Here is a 22140-nt window from a genome sequence, read left to right as displayed (position 1 = left end):
CCGGGGCCGGGTTCCGACTCCCCGGCCCCCCGGGCGCCGCGGGCCCCCCCCCCCCGGGGGGGGGGGGCGCCGGCGCGCCCCCCCCCCCCCCCCCGCGCGCCCCCCCGCCCCCCCCCCCGGCCTGTGTGTCTCCTTCGCACCTGCGGTCAGGTGCCGGTGATGGCGGGCAGTTCGAAGGGAGCGCCGCCCGTCTTCGGCAGACCCGAGAAGTCCAGCTCCGGCAGCGCCAGCAGGATCGGCAGGTCCAGGGGGGTCATCGGACGCCCGATCAGGTTGACCCGGGTGTCCTGGTCCCGCCGCACGTTCAGTACCTGGCTCGAAGCCACCAGCAGCGGGCGCCGCTGACCGAGCGGCGAGGGCGGGTCGTCCATGGCGAGTACGGCCGCCCGGATGTACCAGACGCCCTCCGGCAGGCGTAGCGAGAACGAGCCGGGCCCGTCCAGGATCGCGCAGGCGGTCGGACGGCCCTGCACGATGGACTCGCGGAACGCACCGACGTAGATCCGTACCGGCTGTGCGGTGCCGGGGAGACGAATGGTGCCTTCGAGGTCACCGGTAAGCCGGGCACCGTCGAGGAGGTGCTGCGGTCCCGTGGCGGACCCGCCACTCGGCGCGAGCAGCCCCGCACGGGCCAGTGCCCGGTAGCGGGCCGGGGAGTGGCTCACACTGCGGGTGAAACGACTGGTGAAGGTGCCGAGACTGTTGTAACCGACCCGGTAGGAGATCTCGGTGACGCTGAGATTGGTCTCCAGCAACAGGCTCTTCGCCTGGTGCAGCCGGACCACGGAAAGGAATCGGCCCGGAGAAGTCCCGGTGAGATTGCGGAACACCCGGGAGAAGTAGAACTTGCTGAGAATCGCGGTGTTGGCGATCTCGTCGAGCGAGAGTGGTTCCTCGTATCGGTCCCACATCGTCGCTATCGCGCGCTCAACGGCGACCTGCATGGCAGTGCTCCAAGCTTGTCGATGAATCGAATGCGTCCTGACGGAAATGGCCGAGCAACATCTCAGAACTGACGCTCTGTTGGTGCGATAATGTGTACCGCAAAAATTTGCACGGTATTTCTCCGAGCGTGCCGATGAAGCGAGTGCGTCCTGACCGGACGCGCAGGGCAGCGCCTGCCGACCGCAGGTCGGCGGGGGAAAGGGACCCGCTTTCGGGCGATGAAAGTGTCGGATCCCGCTGCGGTGCATCGGTTATCAACACCTGGAGAATTCAGGGCGCACGGACCTTATATCGGAACACCACCGCGAGGCGGTGGGCGGAACAACTGCTTCCGACCCGGGGGAGCTGGGTATTCAGTTGTCGCGGAGCAGCTGGCCGCTGCGCCGCTGGGCCGCCCGCTGGGCGGCCCACGACGTGACCGCGAGGATCTCCCGGTCCCCCCCGCCGTTCTGCCGGAACGCCGCGATGACCTTGTCGTCCACCCGGTAGGAAGCCAGGGCGGTGAGCAGCGCGAGGGTGCCCGCCGGTCGGTTGGCCGGCGGCAGTTCCCGCAGCGGTGCGTCCAGCCAGGCCCGGCCGAGGCCGGGGTCGCCGCCGTCCCAGCGGGCCAGTTCGGCGGCCACCAGGTCCCGGACCGGCTCCGGCACCAGTTCGGTCGCTGTCAGCTCGACGGCCGCCGTACTGCGGGCCAGCGCCGCGGCGATCCGCGGATCGGCCACCGCCCAGCCCAGGTCCGCCGGCAGCGGTGCGTCGGGCAGTAGGGACAGCGACGTACCCGCTCGGGGCCCGGCTCGGACGGAGCTGCGCATCAGGCCGGTCAGCACCCGCAGCACGGGGCCCACCGCCCGGTCCGGGGCGTGCGGCGGCAGAGGTTGCGCGCCCAGGAAGACGTTGACCATCCGGTTGAGGTACTGGAGGCAGAGCGCCGTACCGGCCAGCTCCGGCATCAGTTCGGGTGCGAACGGAGGCCTGCCCGCCGAGCTGATCCACGCCGTCAATTGGCCCGGCGCCGTCCCCGCGCCGCGGTTCGGTCCTGCCTTCACGCCCCGCCCGGACGAAGTGGGCCGGGTGGCCAGGGAGTTGTGCATCGTGGAGTGCATGGTGGTGCAGAAGGGGCACTGGTTGCTCCGGGACACGGCGGCGGCCACCGCTTCCTTCGCGGCCCGCGGCACCAGCCCGTCGACCAGCATGGTCTCGCGCAGCGTCATCCAGGAAGCAGCGAGCAGTTTCGGCACCGGGGCGTGCAGGGCGATGGGCGGAGCCAGCACCCCGAAGTCCTGTTCGAGCTCCCGGTAGACCCGGGCGGTGTCGCCGGTCGCCTCACCGAACTGCACGGTCGCGATGTGCCGGACCTGGAGCAGGGACAGCCTCCTGAGCGGCGACTGGACGAGTAGTCTCGGGTCTTTCATGCGTCCGCTCCGGGACCCCGACCAGTGACGCCGCGCCGCGGTGGCTCCGCGTGGCCTTCAAACATCGGTGGCACTTCCCTCAGCTCCTCGGAGGATGTCCTTCGGTGCGCCAGTCAATCGTCACACCGATGCGGGGTTCCTCCTTCTTCATTCTTGCGGTCTGACGGCCGGCGCCAAACGAGTTGAAGGCGCGGCCTGCCATCAGGTTCCGTCTTCGTGCGGCCGCACCACCGGGCCCCGCCGACGTTCCGGGCGGAGCCACGGTGACGGCACGCCCTAAGGAACGGGAAAGAACGCCCGGACGAAGCGTTCGAACATCCTGTCCCCGATGGTCCACCGCATCCGCGGCAACAACCGGGACGGCATCCCGATCCGGTACCTGATCTTCGGGTTGTCGCTGGTCACCGCCTTCTCGATGACCTTCGCCACGGTCTCCGCGCGCACCGCCATCCGACCGCGGCCGCTCGGCTTCTCCGCCTCCCGGTAGGCGCCGTGCCAGTCGACGAAGTACCGCCAGAAGTCGTCGTACAGACCGCCACGTTCCTGACCGGACATCCCGAGGTCGGCGACCGACATCGGTACGAACCCGCCGAGTACCGGCGACGGCTCCACCAGCACCACCTTGATGCCGAACGCGTCCACTTCCAGGCGCAGCGAGTCGCTGATGGCCTCCAACGCGTGCTTGGTGGCCTGGTAGTAGCCGCGGCCCGGGGTAGCGAACTGACCGAAGATGGACGACATCATGATCACCCGGCCGTTGCCCCGCGCCCGCATGCCGGGCAGCACGAGCTGGGTGAGCCGGCACAGTCCGAAGAGGTTCGTTTCGAACTGGCTGCGCACCTCGTCCATCGGCGTCTCGCCGATGGTGCCGTTGAGGCTGTAGGCAGCGTTGTTGATCAGAGTGCCGACCGAGCCGTGCTCGGCGGTGATCTTGTCGACGACGGCCGCCATCGAATCCTCGTCGTTGACATCCAGTTGGAGGACCCGGATGCCCTCGGCCTCCAGCTCGGCCAGTGCCTCGGGCCGCCGTGCGGTCGCGTAGACCGGCCAGCCGGCCCGGTGCAGCCGCAGTGCCACGGCCTTTCCGGTGCCGGAGGACATGCCGGTGCTCGACGACGCCCCGGTCAGCAGGATCGCTCGCGAGGGGCTGCTCACCGGGGTTCTGCCAGCCGCTGCTCGGACACCGTGGCGTCCTCCGGCTGCGAGGCGATCCGGCTGCGGGCCACCGAATCGCCCAGGCCCAGGCCATCCACCAGGCGGTTGATGAAGGCGAACAGTGAAGCGGTGAACACCGCTTCCAGCATCTCCGCGTTGGTCCAGCCGGCGGCCTCGGTCCTGGCCCAGTCCTCGTCGGTGACCCGGAACGCACCCGTGCAGATCTGGGTGACCAGGCGCATGAGTTCCTTGGTGCGCTCGTCGATCGGCAGGTCCTCCACCGAGGCGGATTCGGCGATCGCGTCGGTGAGTTCCTGGTCGCCGCCGAACTGAGCCAGGAACCAGTTGTGAGTGCCCACGCAGTACGGGCAGCCGTTGACCTTGGAACTCCAGGCGGAGATCATCTCGCGGGTCGCACGCGGCAGCACGCCGTCGTTGAACACGCCGCCGTAGCCGGCGATCACGACCTCCAGCAGGTCGGGTCGGCTGGACACCAGGCGGAACATGTCCGGCACGAAGGGAATGCCCATCCGGGACTTGATCGCCTCGTACAGCTCGGCGGTCCTGCCCTGGGCTTCGTCCTCCCCCACCAGGGGTACGCGGACCGTGCTCAGCACATTCGGATCGGTCATGGATGATCGCCTCTTCTTCCGATTGCGGGAGCCGCCCCGGGAACCAATTCAGAAGAACGGGAATATATCCGGGTCTGTTGTCCGGCGGGTAATTGCGGCGTTGTTTTCTCTCATGGTGGCAGTAATGGTGACAGCGTTTCGTCTTTCAAATTGCCCTGCGTGCGCCAGCCGGCGGGTCCTGGATCTGGACATACGGGCGGCCGTTCCGGCGCGGCAGGTGCCGGAACGGCCGTCGGGGGAGGCCGGGCGGGTTCAGTTCACTCGGCGCGCAGCCAGTCCGCCAGCCGCTCACCGATCATGATTGAGGTGAGGTTGGTGTTGCAGTTGACGATGCTCGGCATCACCGAGGCGTCGGCCACGTACAGGTCCTCCACCCCGTGCACCCGCAGCTGTTCGTCCACCACGGCGCCCGCGTCGTCAGCGGTGCCCATACGGGCCGTGCCCACCGGGTGGTAGCCGCTGTCCAGGCTCACCTTCACGTACTGCTCGATCATCGCGTCCTTCTCGATGAGCTTGTCGTTCAGCACGATGAAGCCGTCGCCCTGCGACGCGATCCCCGGGTGGTTGGCCAGCTCCCAGCAGGTCCGGACGCCCTGGACCATCTTCTCCAGATCCCGTTCGGTGGAGAGGAAGTCGAGCTGGATGTCCGGCCCCGCCGCCGGGTCGGCCGAGGCCAGCCGCAGCCGGCCGACCGACTCCGGCTGCTGGTCCACCACCATCACGCCGAAGATCTTCGAAGCGCCGGCCAGCATCTGAAGCTCGGGGAAGAGCTCCAGGTCGAAGTGGTTGACCATGTAGTACTGCATGTCGTTGAAGTCGGTTGATCCCTTGGCCGTGGTCCGCACCATGGACTGCAGGAACGGCACGTTCTCGTCCAGAGCTCCCCCCTTGGGCCGCATGAACACGCCGGTCCGCGGGTGGTCCATCAGGTGGGCGCCGACCCCGGGCCGGTCCAGCCGGACGTCGATCCCGAGCCTGGTCAGGTCGTCGGCCGGGCCGATTCCCGAACGCATCAGCAGCATCGGGGTGTTGACCGCGCCAGCCGACAGGACGATCTTGTGCGCCCGCAGTTCCTCGGGCTTGCCGGCGCCGGCCGAGACCAGAACGCCGACCGCGCGGTCGCCCTCGAAGAGCACCTCGTGCACCAGCGTCCCGCTCCGGACGGTCAGATTCTCCCGTGCCCTTGCCTCGCCCGTCAGGTACGCCATCGCCGTCGAGACTCGGTAGCGAGGGTCGCGCCGGTTGGACGGGATCGGGCCGATACCGGTCGCCTCGGGGTGGTTGTGGTCGGAGACCTCGGGGAATCCGGCCGCCAGGCTCGCTTCGGTGAAGGCGCGCTGCATGGTAGTCATCTCGTCCGGGTGGAACCGGCGGATCGGTACCGGGCCGCCCTTGCCGTGGTATCGGCCCTCGAAGTTCAGGTCGTCCTCCAGGCGTCGGAAGTACGGCAGCACCTGCTCGTACGCCCACGCCGGATTACCCGCCGCCGCCCACTTGTCGTAGTTCTCGGGCACACCGCGCAGCGCGATGGTAGCGCCGACCGCGGACGAGCCACCGGTGATCTTTCCACGGGGGAAAAGGATGCGCCGGCCGTCCATGATCTCCGCGCGGTAGTGCCAGTCGTGCTTGCTCATCGACATGGCATTGCCGTTGGTGATGTCGTGCGGGATGTCGGCGGGATCGGGAAAGTCCGGGCCCGCTTCGATGAGGAGTACCGAACGGGCCGGGTCCTCGCTCAGCCGGGCTGCGAGCGCCGCACCCGCGGAGCCCGACCCGACGATGATCGCGTCATACGTGTGCGTCATGGATTTAAACCTCGCCAGACTGTGATTCGACAGGGTCCGATCACACCCGAGTTTTTCAGGCCGCCGGCATCCGGTCTTCTCCGAGACTGCTCAATGGTCGGGGCCGTGGATATCCCCCGAACTGAAGGCAAGTACTCACTTCGAACCGTGGCAACGTCAGAGAAGCAACCCTTGCCCGGGTGATAGATCCTCAAGTGCCAGGTACTGCGACAGTAATTTCTGAATTGCATTCGCAATGGCCTTGGTCAGTCGTTCATTTCTCGTTCACGGGAGGGAATTGGGATGTCGTACCGACAGCGATTCCGCAGGCTCATACCAGGGGTGGTCACGATATTGGTGGCGACCTCGCTGTTCTTCGTCGTCCGCACGTCGGTATCTGTCGCGGGCGGTGACCAGGCTGCTGCGGCGTACAAGTTCAAGGAGATGCCGATTGCGATGCCGCCCGGCTACGACTCGCAACCGATGAAGACGATCCGTAAGGTGAACCCGGCCTACGAAAAGATCCGCGCCTGGATCTCCTCGGTCGGCGCCAGCATCGCGATCAACGATGTCACCGGCCACGGAATCGCCAACGGTATGTGCATTGTCGACACCCGTACCGACTCGGTCGTGGTCACCTACACCCCGACCGCTCCTACCGCCGACCGGTTCACCCCGTTCGTGCTGGACGGCAAGCCGCTGCCGATGGACGACGCCATGGCACCCACCGGCTGCACCCCCGGCGACTTCAACGGCGACGGCCGCAACGACTTCCTGGTCACCTACTGGGGACGCACTCCGGTGCTGTTCCTGGCGAAGTCCGACGCCAAGTCCCCGTCCGCGTCCGCGTACGTCCCGCGCGAGGTCGTCGCCTCGCAGAGTCTCGACGGCAAGTACCACGGGCCGCGGTGGAACACCGACGCCGTCTACGTCGCCGACCTCGACGGCAGCGGCCACCCGTCGATGATCGTCGGGAACTACTTCCCGGACTCCGACGTGCTCGACCCGAACGGCCTCAACAACGTCGAGATGAACGACTCGCTGTCCAGCGCGAAGAACGCAGGCGGTGACCGCGTGCTGCGCTGGCACAAGGGCTCGGCCGGCCCCAACCCGGACGTCTCCTTCGTCGAGGAGAAGGACGCCATCCCGTACGCCAACTCCACCGGCTGGACGCTGGCCATCTCCGGCGCCGACCTGACCGGATCCGGGCTGCCTGATGTCTACATCGCCAACGACTTCGGCCACGGGCACCTCCTGTACAACCGCTCCACTCCCGGCAACATCCGCTTCACGGAGGCCAAGGGCGAGCGCACCGCGACGACCCCGAAGTCGTTCGTGCTCGGCGACGGCTCCTTCAAGGGCATGGGGGTCGACTTCGGTGATGTCGACGGCAACGGCAGCTTCGACATGATGGTCAGCAACATCACTGTCGCCTGGGGCCTGGAGGAGAGCAACTTCCTCTGGGTCAACCAGGCCGACAGCCCGGCCGCCGCGAAGGCCAAACTGCAGGACGGCATCGCCCCGTTCAGACAGGAGGCACGGAAGAACGGCGTCGCCTGGAGCGGCTGGGGGTGGGACGCCAAGATGGGCGACTTCCTCAACAACGGCCAGCAGAACATCCTGCAGGCCACTGGCTTCGTCAAGGGCGACATCGACCGCTGGCCGTGGCTCCAGGAATTGGCCATGACCAACGACAACCTGCTCTCCGACCCTAAGATGTGGCCGCACGTCGGCCCCGGTGACGACCTGGCCGGCGACGAGGTGATGGCGTTCTACGCCCGTACCAGCAGCGGCAAGTACGCGAACGTGAGCAAGCAGCTCGGCCTCGACGTCCCGATCCCGACCCGCGCGATCGCCACCGCCGACACGACCGGCAGCGGCGCGCTGGACTTCGCGATAGCCCGACAGTGGGGCCCTCCGGCCTTCTACGCCAACCAGGCCCCGAAGCTGGGTAACGACCTGACACTGCGGCTGTACCGGCCCGCGCCGGACTCCACCGCCGGAGAGGGGCTGGCCGCGACCGGCTCGCCCGCGTACGGCACCACGGTGAGCATCACCACGCCGCAGGGGAAGCAGATCGCCCAGCTCGACGGCGGCGGCGGGCACGGGGGCTTCCGCAGCTTCGACGTGCGCTTCGGCCTCGACACCTACACCGGCCCGGTGAAGGCGCACTTCACGTGGCGCGACAGCGGGGGCGGCCTGCACACCAAGACCCAGCAGCTCTCCGCGGGCAGCCACACCCTCATGCTGACCGACGACATCCAGGAGGTGACGAGCCGATGACCGACAACCGTTCCCAGACCGTCAATGCGGCTCCGCACGCCGCTCACCCCCACGCCGAGAAGAAGAAGCCCAACCGGGACCCCCGCTACCTGGCACTGCGCAACTTCGCCATCTCCATGACCGTGTTCAACATCCTGGGCTACACCCTGCTCGGCTTCGAGCAGCCCTGGTTGTGGCCGATCATCTGCGCGCCGTTCGCCTACGCGGTCGAGATGGTGCTGGAGGTGATCAGCGCCTGGGCCCAGAAGCGCCGGGCCCGCTTCCTGGGTGGCGGGTTCCGCAGGGTGTACGAGTTCCTGCTGCCCGCCCACATCACCGCGCTCGCGGTGAACATGCTGCTCTACGCCAACGACCTGCTGCTGCCCATCCTGCTCGGTGTCTTCATCGGCGTGGCCGGCAAACACGTCCTCCAGGCGCCGATCAACGGCCGCATGCGGCACTACATGAACCCGTCCAACTTCGGAATCACCGTCTCGCTGCTCATGTTCGGCTCCTGGATCAGCATCGCCCCGCCGTACGAGTTCACCGAGAACGCGAACACGTTCTTCCGGGTCGGCATTCCGCTGGTCATCGCCACCGCCGGCACGGTCATCAACGCCATGCTGACCAAGCGGATCCCGCTGATCGTCGGCTGGCTCGGCGCCTTCGTCATCCAAGCGGTGCTGCGCCACTTCATATGGGACGTGGCGATCTGGTCCGCGCTCGGGCCGATGAGCGGTGTCGCCTTCGTGCTCTTCACCAACTACATGATCACCGACCCCGGAACCACCCCCTCGAAGGGGCGCAACCAGTTCATCTTCGGATCCTCGGTCGCCATGGTCTACGGGCTGCTGATGGTCTTCAACGTCGTGTACACCCTCTTCTTCGCCACCACGATCGTGTGTGCCGTCCGCGGTATCGGCTGGTGGGTTGCCCACGGCCTGCAACGGCGCCGGGGCAACGACGCGACCAGCGGCACGGTGGCGCAACCCGCCGAGCCACAGCGCCTGGCCGGCAACGAGGCGGTGGCGGCATGAGCGTAAGCGAGCCAAGGCCCGTGACCACGGCCGAGAACGACGAGCGGGCACCCTCGGGCCGCATCGCGGTGGTCGGCATCGCCTGCCGCTACCCTGACGCCGAGAACCCCGAACAGCTCTGGCAGAACGTGCTGGCGGGCCGCCGTGCCTTCCGGAAACTGCCCGACCAGCGGATGCGCGCCGAGGACTACTACTCACCCGATCCCGCCGCGCCCGACCGCTTCTACAGCGCCAAGGCAGCGGTGATCGAGGGATTCGAGTTCGACCGGGTCCGCTACCGGGTGGCAGGCAGCACCTTCCGCTCCACCGACATGACCCACTGGCTCGCCCTGGACACCGCGGCCCGCGCCCTGGAGGACGCCGGCTTCCCGTTCGGCGAGGGGCTGGCGGACGTCAACACCGGCGTCATCATCGGCAACACCCTCACCGGGGAGTTCAGCCGGGCCAATCTGATGCGGCTGCGCTGGCCGTACGTCCGTCGCACCGTCGGCGCCGCGCTGCGCGAGCAGGGCTGGGACGACGAAGCGCTCACCGCCTTCCTCGACAGCCTCGAACAGCGCTACAAGAGCGCCTTCCCGCCGATCGGCGAGGACACCCTGGCCGGCGGCCTCGCCAACACCATCGCCGGCCGCATCTGCAACCACTTCGACTTCAAGGGCGGCGGTTTCACCGTCGACGGCGCGTGCTCGTCCTCCCTGCTGTCGGTCTCCACCGCGTGCGACGCGCTGGCCCGCGGCACGATGGACGTGGCGGTGGCCGGCGGTGTGGACCTGAGCATCGACCCCTTCGAGGTGATCGGCTTCGCCAAGACCGGCGCGCTGGCCACCGGCGAGATGCGGGTCTACGACAAGGGCGCCAACGGCTTCTGGCCCGGCGAGGGCTGCGGCATGCTGGTCCTGATGCGGGACGAGGACGCCCGCGCGCAGGGCCGGTTCCGCTACGCCACCATCGCCGGCTGGGGCTACTCCTCCGACGGGAAGGGCGGCATCACTCGGCCCGAGGCCAGCGGCCACCGACTCGCCATACGACGCGCTTACCGCACGGCCGGCTTCGGCATGGAGACCATCGGCCTCCTGGAGGGCCACGGCACCGGAACGGCCGTCGGTGACGCCACCGAACTGCGCGCCTTCTCCGAGGCCCGCCGCGCCTCCGGGGCTCTCGCCCCGGCCGCCCTGGGCACCGTCAAGGGCAACTTCGGCCACACCAAGGCGGCGGCCGGGGTCGCCGGGCTCCTCAAGGCGATCCTCGCGGTCCGCCACCAGGTGATCCCGCCCGCCACCAGCCACGTCGACCCGCATCCCGAACTCCTCGGCCCCGAGCCGGCGCTGCGGGTCCCGGACCGTGCCGAGCTGTGGCCCGAGGACATGCCCATCCGGGCCGGGGTTTCCTCCATGGGCTTCGGCGGCATCAACGCCCACGTCGTGGTCGAGCACGCCGACGGCTTGCGGCGCAACGCCGTGCCGAGCGTCACCCGCAAACTGGTCGCCTCCCGGCAGGACGCCGAGCTGTTCCTGCTGGACGGCGCCGACCCGGAGGAACTGCGGAAGAAGGCGACCCGCCTCGCGGAGTTCTGTGCCCAGCTGTCGTACGCCGAACTCGGTGACCTGGCAGCCACGTTGCAGGGCGAGCTGGACGGCCGGCCGTTGCGCGCCGCGGTGCTCGTCGCCTCGCCCGAACAGGGCACCGAGCGGCTCACCGAGCTGGCCGGGCAACTGGCCGCCGGGGCCCGCTCGCTGCTGGACACCCAGGGGGGCGTCTTCCTGGGCAGCGCCGGATCGGCCCCCCGGATCGCCTTCCTCTTCCCCGGCCAGGGCGCCGGAAAGCGGGGCGACGGAGGCGCGCTGCGCCGCCGGTTCGCCGCCGTGGACGAGTTGTACGACCGGCTTTCGCTGCCCACCGACGGCGACCTGGTCGCCACCGACGTCGCCCAGCCCCGGATCGTGGCCGCCTCGGTCGCGGGCCTGCGGATCCTGGACATCCTCGGCATCGAGGCGGTCCGGGGCACCGGACACAGCCTCGGGGAACTTACGGCCCTGCACTGGGCGGGCGCGATGGACGAGCCGACCGTGCTGAGCGCGGCCGGCGCCCGTGGCCGGATCATGGCCGCGGCCAGCGACGGCGACGGCACGATGGCCGCGCTCGCGACCACCCCCGAACTCGCCGAGACCCTGACCGCCGGCGAGCCGGTGGTGATCGCCGGCTACAACAGCCCGCGGCAGACCGTGGTGTCCGGCCCGGTCGCGGCGGTCGAACGAGTCTGCGCACTGGCGGCCGGACAGGGCGTCGGCACGGCGAGGATCAATGTCTCTCATGCCTTCCACTCACCGGCCGTCGCCCCGGCCGCGGCCGGACTCGCCGAGCACCTGGCAACCGAGCGGTTCGGCCCGGTCGGCGAGGGACTTGTCTCCACCGTCACCGGCGGGCTGCTGCCCGCCGACACCGACGTGGTGGACCTGCTCACCCGCCAGGTACTTCAACCGGTCCGGTTCACCGAGGCGCTCCAGGAGATGGACGGCGAGGTGGACCTGCTGATCGAGGTCGGACCGGGCCACGTACTGAAGTCACTGGCCGCCGAGATCCTGCCGGATGTGCCCGCGGTCGCCACTGAGGCGGACGCCCTGTCACTGACCGGGCTGCTCGGCACGGTCGCCGCCGCCTGGACGATGGGCGCGCCGGTCCGGCACAGCCGGCTCTTCGCCGGGCGCTTCACCCGGCCGCTCCCGCTGGACAAGGAGTTCCTGTTCTTCGCCAGCCCCTGCGAGTCCAACGGCGAGGACTTCGTGCTGGAGCAGTCGATGCCGACCGCGCTGCCCGAGCTCACCGCTCTCGCGGCCACCGCCGGCACCACGGCAGCCGACGGGGAGGATGCCTCCAGCCTGGAAGTGCTGCTCCGGCTTGCCGCCGAGCGGGCCGAACTCCCGGTCGAAACGGTCGATCCGGCGGCCAACCCGCTCGACGAACTGCACCTCAGCTCCATCACCGTCGGCCAGATCATGAACCAGGCCGCCCAGGAGCTGGGCATCTCCGCCCCCATGGTCACCACCGCGTTCGCCACCTCCACGCTGGGGCAACTCGCCGAACTCCTCGACGAGCTGTCAGAGCAGTCGCCCGACGACCACCAGCCGTCCGCCGCCCCCGGCGTCGCGAGCTGGGTACGCCCGTTCGTGGTCGATCTGACACCGGCCGAGCTGCCCGGCGGCCCCGCCGCCGGGCCCGGTGGCGACTGGGAGGTCTTCGCCTCCGACCGGCACCCGCTGGCCGGACCGCTGGCCGGGAAGCTGCGCGCGACCGGGCCCGACGCGGGCGTCCTGCTCGCCCTGCCCCGCGACTGCGGTCAGGAGCACATCGGCCTGATGCTCGACGCCGCCCGAGCCGCACTCGACCCTGAACGGCGGGCCGCCGGAACCCGGCTGGTCGCCGTCGGCGACCGCAGGGGAGCGGCGGGCCTGGCCAAGACGCTGCACCTGGAGGCACCGGACATCCCGGTCACCGTCGTCACCCTGCCGTTGCCCGGGGACATGACGGCCGACGCCGCCGAATGGATCAGCGTCCGGATCACCGCGGATGTCCTGGCCACTACCGGATTCAGTGAGGTGCACTACGACTCCGAGGGGGTGCGGCGGGAGCCGGTCCTGCGGGCGGTGGAGCTCGCGACGGACTCCACCCACCAGACGCTGGACGACGGCGACGTCCTGCTGATTACCGGCGGCGGCAAGGGCATCACCGCCGAGTGCGCCATCTCGCTGGCCGGGCAGAACGGCGCGGCGATCGGCCTGATGGGCCGCTCCGACCCCGCCGAGGACGCCGAACTCGCGGACAACCTGGCCCGGATGGAGGCGGCGGGTGTCCGGGTGTACTACGCGCGGGCCGACGTCACCGACGTCGACCAGGTCAAGGCCGCGGTCGGCGAGATCACCAAGGCGCTCGGCCCGGTCACCGGGCTGCTGCACGGTGCGGGCCGCAACCAGCCGCAGGCACTCGCCAACCTGGACGAGGACTCGTTCCGCCGCACACTGGCCACCAAGATCGACGGCGTGGAGGCCGTGCTGGCCGCGATCGACCCGGCGGCGCTGCGGCTCTTCGTGACCTTCGGCAGCATCATCGGCCGGGCGGGACTGCGCGGCGAGGCGGACTACGCCACTGCCAACGACTGGCTCACCGAGTTGACCGTCCAGTTCCAGCAGGACTACCCCGACTGCCGCTGCCTGGCACTGGAGTGGTCGGTCTGGTCCGGTGCTGGCATGGGGGAGCGGCTGGGCGTCCTGGAGGGGCTGGTCCGCGAAGGCATCGAGCCGATCCCCGCCGACCAGGGCGTGGAACTGCTCGGCCGGCTGCTGGCCGACACCGGTGCCCCGCCGGCCCTGGTGGTAATGGGCCGGGCCGGCGGCCTGCCGACGCTCACCCTGGAGCAGCGCGAACCGCCGCTTCTGCGGTTCCTGGAACGCGTCCAGGTCCACTACCCCGGCATCGAACTGGTCGCGGACGCCGAACTCGGCGCCGGCGGCGACCTTTACCTGGCCGACCACCTGCTGGACGGCGACCTGCTCTTCCCCGCCGTCCTCGGCATGGAGGCCATGACCCAGGTGGCCACCGCGTTGACCGGCCACCGGGACACGCCGGTGCTGGAGGACATGCGGTTCCTGCGGCCCATCGTGGTGCCGGTGAACGGCACGACGACTCTGCGAGTGGCCGCCCTGGTCACCGGACCCGGCACCGTCGAGGCGGTCGTGCGCAGCAGTGAGACCGGCTTCCAGGCCGACCACTTCCGGGCCACCCTGCGCTTCGGCGTGCCGGAGCCGGTCGGTCACCCGGCGCCGGTCACCGACCAGGTGCCGCGGGTGCCGCTGGCCCCTGGTGAGCTGTACGGGCCGGTGCTCTTCCAGGGCGACCGCTTCCAGCGGCTGCTCGGCTACCGGGACCTGGCCGCCAAGCACTGCCTGGCCGAGATCGACGACACTCCCCGGAACGACTGGTTCGCCGCCTACCACCCGGACGAACTGGTACTGGCCGACCCCGGTACCCGCGACGCGCTCATGCACTCCATCCAAGCCTGCGTACCCGACGCTACGCTGCTGCCGGTGAGCGTGGCACGGCTGCGTCTCGCGGCCCGGTCGGCGCAACACACCGGCCGACTGCTGTTCCTCGACGCTCGCGAGCGGTCCCGGGACGGCGACAGCTACCTCTACGACCTGGACGTCCGCGACGAGGAGGGCCGGCTGGTCGAGCGCTGGGAGGGCCTGCTGCTGCGGGCGGTGCGCAAGCAGGACGGAGCCGGACCCTGGCTGCCGGCCCTGCTCGGCCCCTTCCTGGAACGGCGCGCCGAGGCGGCGCTCGGCCACCCGCTGCGGTGTGTCGTGCTGCCCGGAGGCCCGATGGGCGGGTCCTCGGTTGACGAGCGTCGGCAGCGCACCGCCCAGGCGGTGAGCTGGGCGCTGGGCCGTACCACCGAGGTGCACCACCGGCCCGACGGACGGCCCGAACTGGCCGACATGCGACGGGTGTCCTCCTCGCACGCGGCGGGTGTCACCTTCGCCGTGGTCGCCGCCCAGGCCATCACCTGCGACGTCGAGGTGGCCGCCGAGCGGCCTGCCGAAGCGTGGGCGGCGCTGCTCGGCGCCGACGGCCTGGCGCTGGCACGGCTGCTCGCCGAGGGGCGGGGCGAGGCGCTGAGCCTGGCCGCCACCCGGGTGTGGGGCGCGGTGGAGACACTGCGCAAGGCGGGCCACGCGGTGGCCGCGCTGAGCCTGGACGGCGACGCGGGACTGCCGGCCGGCTGGGTGGCCTTCCGCGGCGGCGCACACCGCATCACGTCCTTCGCGACCGCCCTGGAGGGCGTCGCCGATCCGGTGTCGTTCACCGTGCTGACCGAGGGGACCCGATGACGCAACCGGACTACTACGAGTACCGCCACCTGGTCGGCTTCGAGGAGACCAACCTCGTCGGCAACGTCTACTACGTCAACTACCTCCGCTGGCAGGGCCGCTGCCGGGAGATGTTCCTGCGCGACCGGGCTCCCGACGTGCTCGCCGACATCCGGGCCGACCTCAAGCTGTTCACTCTGAAGGTGAACTGCGAGTTCTTCGCCGAGATCACGGCCTTCGACGAACTGTCCATCCGGATGCGGCTGCTGGACCTCACACAGACTCAGGTCGCCTTCACCTTCGACTACGTGCGGCTCGGGCCTGACGGAAGCGAAACCCTGGTCGCGCGCGGGCAGCAGAGGATCGCCTGCATGCGCGGCCCCAACACCGACACCCGCCCGACCAGGGTCCCCGAGCCGCTGCGGCTCGCCCTGGTTCCTTACAGCGTCTCCGGTACGGCGTCCTCCCGGACGCTCACCACTACTGCGGGGTGATCCACATGTCCATCGTCCCATCCGCCTCTGTTCCGCTGCCCGGTCCGCTCGACCTGCCGCCACTTCCCGCGGAGGCGCCCGAGGCGGACATCCATGACCGTCGCGCACTGCGCGGGGTGCTGGGGCGTTTCGCCACCGGGGTGACCGTACTGACCGCGGGACGCGACGCGCCGCGCGGCATGACCGCCAACTCCTTCACCTCCGTCTCCCTCGAACCGGCCCAGGTGCTGGTGTGCGTCGTGAAGTCGGCGGCCATCCATCAACTCGTCCTGGCCGAACAGGCTTTCGCGGTCTCGGTGCTCAGCCGGGACCAGGAATGGGTGGCCCGCCACTTCGCCGACCACTCACGCCCGCGCGGTGCGGCGGAGTTCGCCGGCATCGACCACGAACCAGGCCGGCACACCGGAGCCCCCGTGCTGGGCCACGTCCAGGCATGGCTGGAGTGCCGGCTCAGCGCCATCCACGACGGGGGTGACCACACCATCTTCGTGGGCTCGGTACTGGGCGCGGGCAATGCGTCGGGCGAGGACCCGCTGCTCTTCCTGGGCGGGGCCTTCCGCCGCGTCGCCGCCTGACCCCGGTTAGAGCAGAAAGCCCGGCCGACTGCCCCGGCCGGGCTTCCCGCGTCGCCCGCAGCACCTCGCGGCGGACTCCGGAACGCGAACGGCCGCCCCGGGCTACTGCTGCCCGGGGCGGCCATCGGCGTGGCCGATCCTTCCTGGCACGCCGTCAGTTCCGCGACTCCACGGTCATCGGCAGGCCGCCCTTGATCCGCAGGGTCAACATCGGCTCGGCCCGTACCTTATGGCCCGGGGGGACCGAGAGCCGCAGCCGGCGCAGCAGGACGGCGAGCACCACCGTGGCCTCCATCATTCCCAGGCTGCTGCCGACACAGACCCGCGGTCCCGCACCGAACGGTACGTAGCTGTACCTGTGCCGGCCCAGGGAGCGGCCCTTGGCGAACCGGTCCGGGTCGAACCGGTCCGGATCCTCCCAGAAGTCCGGGTGCCGGTGCAGTGTGTAGGGGCACAGCACCACATCGGCGCCGGCCGGCACCCGGTAGCCGCCGATCTCGTCCGCCGCGAGCGCCCTGCGCGGCAGCAGCCACACCGCCGGGTACAGCCGCATCACCTCCTGGAGCACCATTGAGGTGTACGTGAGCCGGTGGAAGTCCTCGATGGTCGGCAGCCGGTCGCCCAGTACCTCGTCGACCTCGGCGCGTACCCGGTCGCCCGCTTCGGGGTGCCGGTCCAGTAGATACAGCGTCCAGTTGAGGGTACTGGCGGTGGTGTCGTGCCCGGCGAGCAGCAGGGTGATCAGCTCGTCGCGCATCCGGTTCTGCCGGACCGTCGGATCCCGCTCGTCGGCCGTCGCGTCGATGAGGCGCGAGAGTACGTCGTCGCGGGTGCCGTCGGAAGCCGGATGCTGTTCCCGCTCCTGGGCGAGCGCGGCCACGATGCGGTTCAGTTCGGCTCGCGCCCTGCGGAACCGCAGCTGCAGGGGCAGCGGTACCCAGGTTGGCACCGAACTCAGGCTCATCATCTCGAAGACGGCCTGGTTCTGGACGACCTCGAAGGCCTCGCCGATGGACTCGTACGCGCCCAGGTCCGCGTCCAGCAGCGAGCGGCCGAGCACCCCGAGGGTGAGCCCGGTCATCTCCTGCCGGATGTCCACCGTTCCCGCGCCCGCCGACAGCCTCAGTCGGTCGGCCAGCAGCAGCGCCTCCTCGCCTATGGTCCCGACCTGCCGGTTGATCCGGCGCGGCTGGAACACCGGCTGGATCACCTTGCGCTGGGCACGCCACAGCGGGCCCTCACTGGTCAGCAGGCCGTCGCCGAGCGCGCGGCGGGCGTGCACCAGGCCGATGCCCTTGTGGTAGTTGACGCTGTTGTCGGTCAGCACCCGGCGGATGTGGTCGGGGTGGTTGAAGAAGTACAGGGTCTTGGGGCCGAGCGGCAGCCGTACCGCGTCCCCATAGGTGGCCGCCGCCTCGGTCATCACTGTCAGCCGGTCGGAGGCCATCCGTGCCAGCAGCACCGGGGTGGCGGCCCGCGACGGCCCCGGTGGCCGCCGCGGCCGGCCGCCGCTCGGCAGGGCCGGGGCAGGTACCGAGTCCACGCCGTTCATGCCCGCGCCTCGGGGGCGTCGCTGGAGACCCGCTCGGCGATCTCCCGGCGCCATACCTCGTACGCCGTCAGCCGGCCGTCCACGACGGGATCAGGCCGGGCTCGCGAGCAGACTTCGGTGGCCTGCTGCGGGGTCATACCGCAGAGCAGTCGCGCGGCCATCCCGGTGTGCGGTGTCAGCAGTCCGGACTCCACCCGGGTGGTCGAGGCGAAGGCGATGCCCTGGGCGAGTTGCGGCCGGTAGTGGCCGGCCCGTTCGAGCAGGTACAGCAGCTCGGCCTCGGAGGCACCGCCGGCGTAGCAGGCGGCCAGGCCGACCCCGCTGTAGAGGTCGGCACGCCGGTCGGCCGCGAAGCTGTCCACCAGGTCGGAGACCACGGCCGGGTCGGTGCCGCCGATGAACCAGAGCGCCCGCCCGATGCCCTGGTCGACGGCGTGCCCGGCATACCGCCGGGTCTCGTCGCCGGGCCACCGGAAGGACGGGTCCCGGTACTGCTCGCGCACATAGCGCTGGGTACGGAAGTAGGCCTGGTGGAACCCGTATCCGTCCAGTGCCAGCCAGCGCAGCAGTGGGTCGGTGGGCGCGATGGACGCCCACCGGAAGCGGGGCAGCCGGGCCATCGCCCAGCCGACCCCGACGTGCACCATGTAGCGGTGCGGGGCGCCATGGCCCGCCAGGAAGGCGGCCACCCGGCCGTTGCCGGGTACCGGAAGTCCGTCCAGCATGGCCAGTCCCATCGCCGCGCCCTCGTAGGCGAAGCCGCGGAACCGCACCGGGACCTGTTCCAGCCGCTGGTGCGTCTCGTCCTGGTCGCGTGCCTCGACGGCGAACGCGTACCCGTCGAGGAAGGTCGCCCCGACCGTTTCGAGCGTCTCCCGCGCCTCGGGGCTCTTCTCGTGGAAGCCTCGGGTCGACAGCTTGGTCTCGTTGTGGCTCGGTGTCATCAGACGGCGCCTGACCGCTCGCCAGCTCGCGCTCATCGTTGCCCTCCAGCCCGCCGCGCGCCCGGACGGCCGCAGCTCTCCGGTTACATGCTCCGGTTCCGCGGCCCGCCGTACTACTTCTGCCGTGCCGGCACCGGGCAATTCAGGAGTAGGCACGGAACGGGTCGGGTCCCGACAATCAGTCGCGTCGCCCGCACGTCCCGGCACCGAGGTCTCGCATGCGGCCGTCCCGAACGTGAGCGGCCGCCTGCGAGACCTCGTGCACCGGTTCCGGCACCGTCCCACCCCAGAGGAGGCCTCACATGACCGGTACCACCTCCGTTCCGGCCCCGACTGCACCGCCACACGCCACGTCGCTCTTCGTCAACGGCCTGTTCCCGCGCCGTCGGGTCCTGCTCCTCGTGCTCAGCCTGCTCGGCGGCTTACTGATCGCCTACGCATGGTCCTCGAAGCTGGCGGACGACGAGATCGGCTTCCGCACCGCCAGCCAACTCCTCGGTCATGACGCCAAGGACACGCCGCTGACCGGCATCGCCTCCGGGGTGCTCTTCGCCCTGGTGTCCGGGCTGGCAGGCTCCTTCACGGCCTGCAACGTGGCCGTCTTCGGAGCGGTGGGACCGCTGGTCGGGCAGATCAGCCTGACCCGCCGTCAGCGGTTGGCACACGCGCTGCGGCCGCTGGGCTGGATGGCGGCCGGCATGCTGCCGGTCTCGGCCGCCTACGGGGTGCTGGTCGGTCTGGTCGGCACCCACATGCCGCAGTTCTCGACGGCGCAGACGCACGGCATCTCACCCCGGATCGCCCAGGCCATGATCGTGTACGGGGTGCTCGGCCTGTTCATGCTGGCGCTCGGGCTGGCCGCGGCCGGTCTGATCCCCGACCCGCTGGCGGCAGTCTCGCGCCGGCACCCGAACGCTCCGCTGGTGCTGATCGGCGCCATGGTCGGCGCCTTCCTGATCGGCCGCCCCTACCCGCTGTTCCGTGACCTGTTCCGGCAGGCCGCCGAGGAACACAACCCGCTCTACGGAGCAGTCGCCTTCTCGCTCCAGTCCATCGGCAACTTCGTGGTGATGGCGGTGCTCTTCCTGCTCCTGTCCTACACCCTCAGCCGGCCCGTCCAGCGCTGGCTGGCCACCAAGCCTGGCCGGGTGGCGACACTGACCGCGTCCGCGTTCCTGGTGGCCGGCGCGTTCACGGTCATCTACTGGGACATCCGGATGCTGGGCAGGCTCGATTACATATGGTTCCCGACGGCTCCCTGGAATGCGTAGCGGGTTTCTCTCCACCCCGGCGGAACCACCAACGGCGGCTCCGGGCCCTACTGGGTCCGGAGCCGCCGTTGTGTGGCCCTGGCCAGGGACTCCTGGGCGCGCTGAGGGTCGTCCCCCGCGCCCAGGATCATTGCGCCCACCTGTGCCTCGAAGCAGACGTCCGCGGTGTTGGGCTCGACCAGGTAGCCGCCGAGGTCCAGGGTGACTAGCCCGTGCAGGGCGATCCACAGCTGGTGGGCGAACAGTTCGGGGTCGAAGGGACGGAAGCGGCCGGTCGCGGCGCAGCGCTTGACCGCTCCGACGAGGATGTCCAGGGTGTAGCGGCCGTGCTGCCGGTCGGCGTCGGTGAGGGAGAAGCCGCTGAGGCCCGACCCGCCGAACATCACGTTGTACAGGTGCCAGTGCTCCCGGGCGTTGTCCCGGTACGCCCAGCCGAGTGCGAGCACGTCGGCGACCGGGTCGTCGCTCTCCTCGACCGCCCTCATCCGGTCGCCGAGCAGCCTGAACCCCTCATGGACCATCGCGCGCACCAGGTCGTCCATTCCGCCGAAGTACGTGTAGACGGCCGTGGTCGAGGTGCCCACCATGGCTGCCAGCTTGCGGGTGGACAGTGCGGCCGGCCCCTCCTCGCCGAGCAGCTTCGCTGCGGCGTCGATGAGTTGGGGACGGAGATTCGGGTCAACTGGTCGTGGGCTCACCGTTGACAGTATGGCGGGCGGCTGTGACGCTATTACGTGACAGCGTTACGTAACGTTGATACTCAACGGAGGAGGCGGCCATGCCTCGCACCACTGACCCTGCCCGCGGCACACTCCCGTACAGCACGGTGCACCTTCTCGGACGTGGCTACCAGCCGGTGCCGGCCGAGACCGACCACACCGGACTGACGGTGCGCGGCACGCTGCCGTCTCAGCTCGACGGAACCTTCCTGCGGATCGGGCCCAATACCCGGGGCCCCCACGACCCCGCCGTCGACCACGCCCTGGGGGGTGACGGCATGGTGCACGCGATCCGGTTGGGCGGCGGCCGGGCGCTCTCGTACCGCAACCGCTGGCTGCGGACCGACGCGATCAGCGGTGCGCTCAACGAGCTGCCCACCCCCGGACCCCGTAACGGACCGGACGACAACGTCAACGCCAACCTGGTCCGGCACGCCGGCCGCACCCTGGCCGTGGCCGCCGCCACCGCCCTGCCGCTCGTCATCGACTCCGGCCTCGCCACCCGTGCCCGCACCGACTTCGACGGCACCCTCCCCGGCGGTTTGTGCGCGCACCCCCTCATCGACCCGGTCACCGGCGAACTCCTCGCGGTCGCGACCGACCACGCGAGGGACGAGGCGGTCCTGCTCACCCTCGACGCCGCGGGCCGGGTCCGCGAAACACTGCCGGTCCCGGTCAAGGGCCGCCCCTGGATGCACTCCTTCGCCCTCACCGAACGCCACGCGGTCCTCTTCGACCTGCCGGTTACCCACGACCCCGCCGAGGCGCGGGCCGGCTCGCCCGTGCCCTACTCCTGGCAGCACGACCACGGCGCCCGGATCGGGATCGTGCCCCGCGGCGGCACGGAGGCGGCCGCGACCTGGCTCGACGTCGCACCCTGCTTCGTCTTCCACCCGGTCAACGCCCACGAAGTGGGAGACGGCCGGATCACCGTGGATGTGATCCGCCACGAGCGGGCCTTCGACCGTGACCGGCTGCACGCCAGCGAGTCGGCGCCCACCCTGTGGCGCTGGACCCTCGATCCGCGTGAGAACGCCGTGACGGAGCGGCAACTGGACAGCCGGGTGCAGGAGTTCCCGCTGATCGACGAGCGGTACACGGGGCTGCCGTACCGGTACGCCTTCACCGTCGAACTCGACGCGGGCCAGGGCGCCGCGCTCTGCGGCCCGGCACTGCTGCGGCACGACCTCGTCACCGGCCGTTCGGAACGTCATGTCTTCGCCGGCGGACGGCTGACCGGCGAACCCGTCTTCCTGCCGCGCGAGGCGCGAGCCGCGGAGGCCGACGGCTGGCTGCTGACCCTGGTGTACGACCCCGCCACCGACCGCAGTGAACTGGTGGTCCTGGACACCGCCGAATTCACCGGGCCGCCCGTGGCCGTGGTCCCGCTGCCGGTGCGGGTGCCGCACGGCTTCCACGCGCAGTGGGTGCCGGGGGAGCGGTGAGCGGCGCGGAGGTCCACGAAGACCCCGCCGGGGACGGCCACCGGGCAATCATCCG

General features: G+C 70.2%; 15 protein-coding genes. 7 read left to right on the top strand and 8 right to left on the bottom strand.

The genetic code is table 11. The features are described 5' to 3' along the window. Positions 1-146 precede the first annotated feature (146 nt). From ACH4KB_RS12050 to ACH4KB_RS12030, 5 genes are all read right to left on the bottom strand, one after another. Positions 147-944 carry a helix-turn-helix transcriptional regulator gene (locus ACH4KB_RS12050; RefSeq protein ID WP_398065851.1) on the bottom strand — a complete coding sequence of 266 codons (798 nt, stop codon included), beginning with the start codon at positions 942-944 and terminating at the stop codon, positions 147-149. Positions 945-1298: 354 nt separating this feature from the next. Then, positions 1299-2354 carry a carboxymuconolactone decarboxylase family protein gene (locus tag ACH4KB_RS12045; RefSeq protein WP_398065850.1) on the bottom strand — a complete coding sequence of 352 codons (1056 nt, stop codon included), beginning with the start codon at positions 2352-2354 and terminating at the stop codon, positions 1299-1301. A 276-nt stretch (positions 2355-2630) separates the two neighbouring features. After that, positions 2631-3509, bottom strand: coding sequence for an SDR family NAD(P)-dependent oxidoreductase (locus ACH4KB_RS12040; protein ID WP_398065849.1), 879 nt, complete (start codon positions 3507-3509; stop codon positions 2631-2633). Next, positions 3506-4141 carry a carboxymuconolactone decarboxylase family protein gene (locus ACH4KB_RS12035; protein ID WP_103516753.1) on the bottom strand — a complete coding sequence of 212 codons (636 nt, stop codon included), beginning with the start codon at positions 4139-4141 and terminating at the stop codon, positions 3506-3508. Before ACH4KB_RS12035 ends, ACH4KB_RS12040 begins: the two co-directional genes overlap by 4 nt. Positions 4142-4398: 257 nt before the next feature. Continuing rightward, positions 4399-5946, bottom strand: a complete 1548-nt coding sequence (locus ACH4KB_RS12030; protein WP_398065848.1) for a GMC family oxidoreductase — start codon at positions 5944-5946, stop codon at positions 4399-4401. 282 nt (positions 5947-6228) lie between these two features. On the opposite strand from ACH4KB_RS12030, the gene ACH4KB_RS12025 reads away from it, so the two are divergent. Genes ACH4KB_RS12025 through ACH4KB_RS12005 form a run of 5 tightly spaced genes read left to right on the top strand, consistent with a single transcriptional unit; the run spans position 6229 to position 16154 of the window. Continuing rightward, positions 6229-8208: an ASPIC/UnbV domain-containing protein gene (locus tag ACH4KB_RS12025; protein ID WP_398065847.1), complete on the top strand. Its 1980-nt coding sequence runs from the start codon at positions 6229-6231 to the stop codon at positions 8206-8208. Then, entirely contained in the window at positions 8205-9224 is a 1020-nt protein-coding gene (locus ACH4KB_RS12020) for an enediyne biosynthesis protein (RefSeq protein ID WP_398065846.1), read from the top strand. Before ACH4KB_RS12025 ends, ACH4KB_RS12020 begins: the two co-directional genes overlap by 4 nt. A gap of 20 nt (positions 9225-9244) precedes the next feature. Next, positions 9245-15106 (top strand): SDR family NAD(P)-dependent oxidoreductase, encoded by a 5862-nt coding sequence (locus ACH4KB_RS12015; RefSeq protein ID WP_398065845.1) that lies wholly within the window; start codon positions 9245-9247, stop codon positions 15104-15106. Then, complete coding sequence (locus ACH4KB_RS12010) at positions 15103-15579, top strand: acyl-CoA thioesterase (protein ID WP_398065844.1); 477 nt, start codon at positions 15103-15105, stop codon at positions 15577-15579. Before ACH4KB_RS12015 ends, ACH4KB_RS12010 begins: the two co-directional genes overlap by 4 nt. 5 nt (positions 15580-15584) lie before the next feature. Further along, entirely contained in the window at positions 15585-16154 is a 570-nt protein-coding gene (locus ACH4KB_RS12005) for a flavin reductase family protein (RefSeq protein WP_078622531.1), read from the top strand. Positions 16155-16308: 154 nt separating this feature from the next. On the opposite strand, the gene ACH4KB_RS12000 is transcribed toward ACH4KB_RS12005, so the two are convergent. After that, positions 16309-17706, bottom strand: a complete 1398-nt coding sequence (locus ACH4KB_RS12000; RefSeq protein ID WP_398065843.1) for a cytochrome P450 — start codon at positions 17704-17706, stop codon at positions 16309-16311. Continuing rightward, positions 17703-18686, bottom strand: a complete 984-nt coding sequence (locus ACH4KB_RS11995) for a DUF1702 family protein (RefSeq protein ID WP_398065842.1) — start codon at positions 18684-18686, stop codon at positions 17703-17705. Before ACH4KB_RS11995 ends, ACH4KB_RS12000 begins: the two co-directional genes overlap by 4 nt. A 266-nt stretch (positions 18687-18952) precedes the next feature. On the opposite strand from ACH4KB_RS11995, the gene ACH4KB_RS11990 reads away from it, so the two are divergent. Then, positions 18953-19921, top strand: coding sequence for a hypothetical protein (locus ACH4KB_RS11990; protein WP_322983156.1), 969 nt, complete (start codon positions 18953-18955; stop codon positions 19919-19921). A gap of 47 nt (positions 19922-19968) precedes the next feature. Here ACH4KB_RS11990 and ACH4KB_RS11985 read toward each other — a convergent pair whose 3' ends face one another. Further along, positions 19969-20619 (bottom strand): TetR/AcrR family transcriptional regulator, encoded by a 651-nt coding sequence (locus tag ACH4KB_RS11985; protein ID WP_282685251.1) that lies wholly within the window; start codon positions 20617-20619, stop codon positions 19969-19971. 80 nt (positions 20620-20699) lie between these two features. Between ACH4KB_RS11985 and ACH4KB_RS11980 the strand changes: the two genes are divergently transcribed. Continuing rightward, on the top strand, positions 20700-22085 hold the full coding sequence (locus tag ACH4KB_RS11980) for a carotenoid oxygenase family protein (protein ID WP_398065841.1): 1386 nt from the start codon (positions 20700-20702) through the stop codon (positions 22083-22085). Positions 22086-22140 lie beyond the last annotated feature (55 nt).

This window comes from Streptomyces sp. NPDC017520, from assembly GCF_044329855.1.
GTDB lineage: Bacteria > Actinomycetota > Actinomycetes > Streptomycetales > Streptomycetaceae > Streptomyces.
Note: the sequence above shows the minus strand (reverse complement) of the source record. Positions and strands in the feature narration are given on the sequence as shown.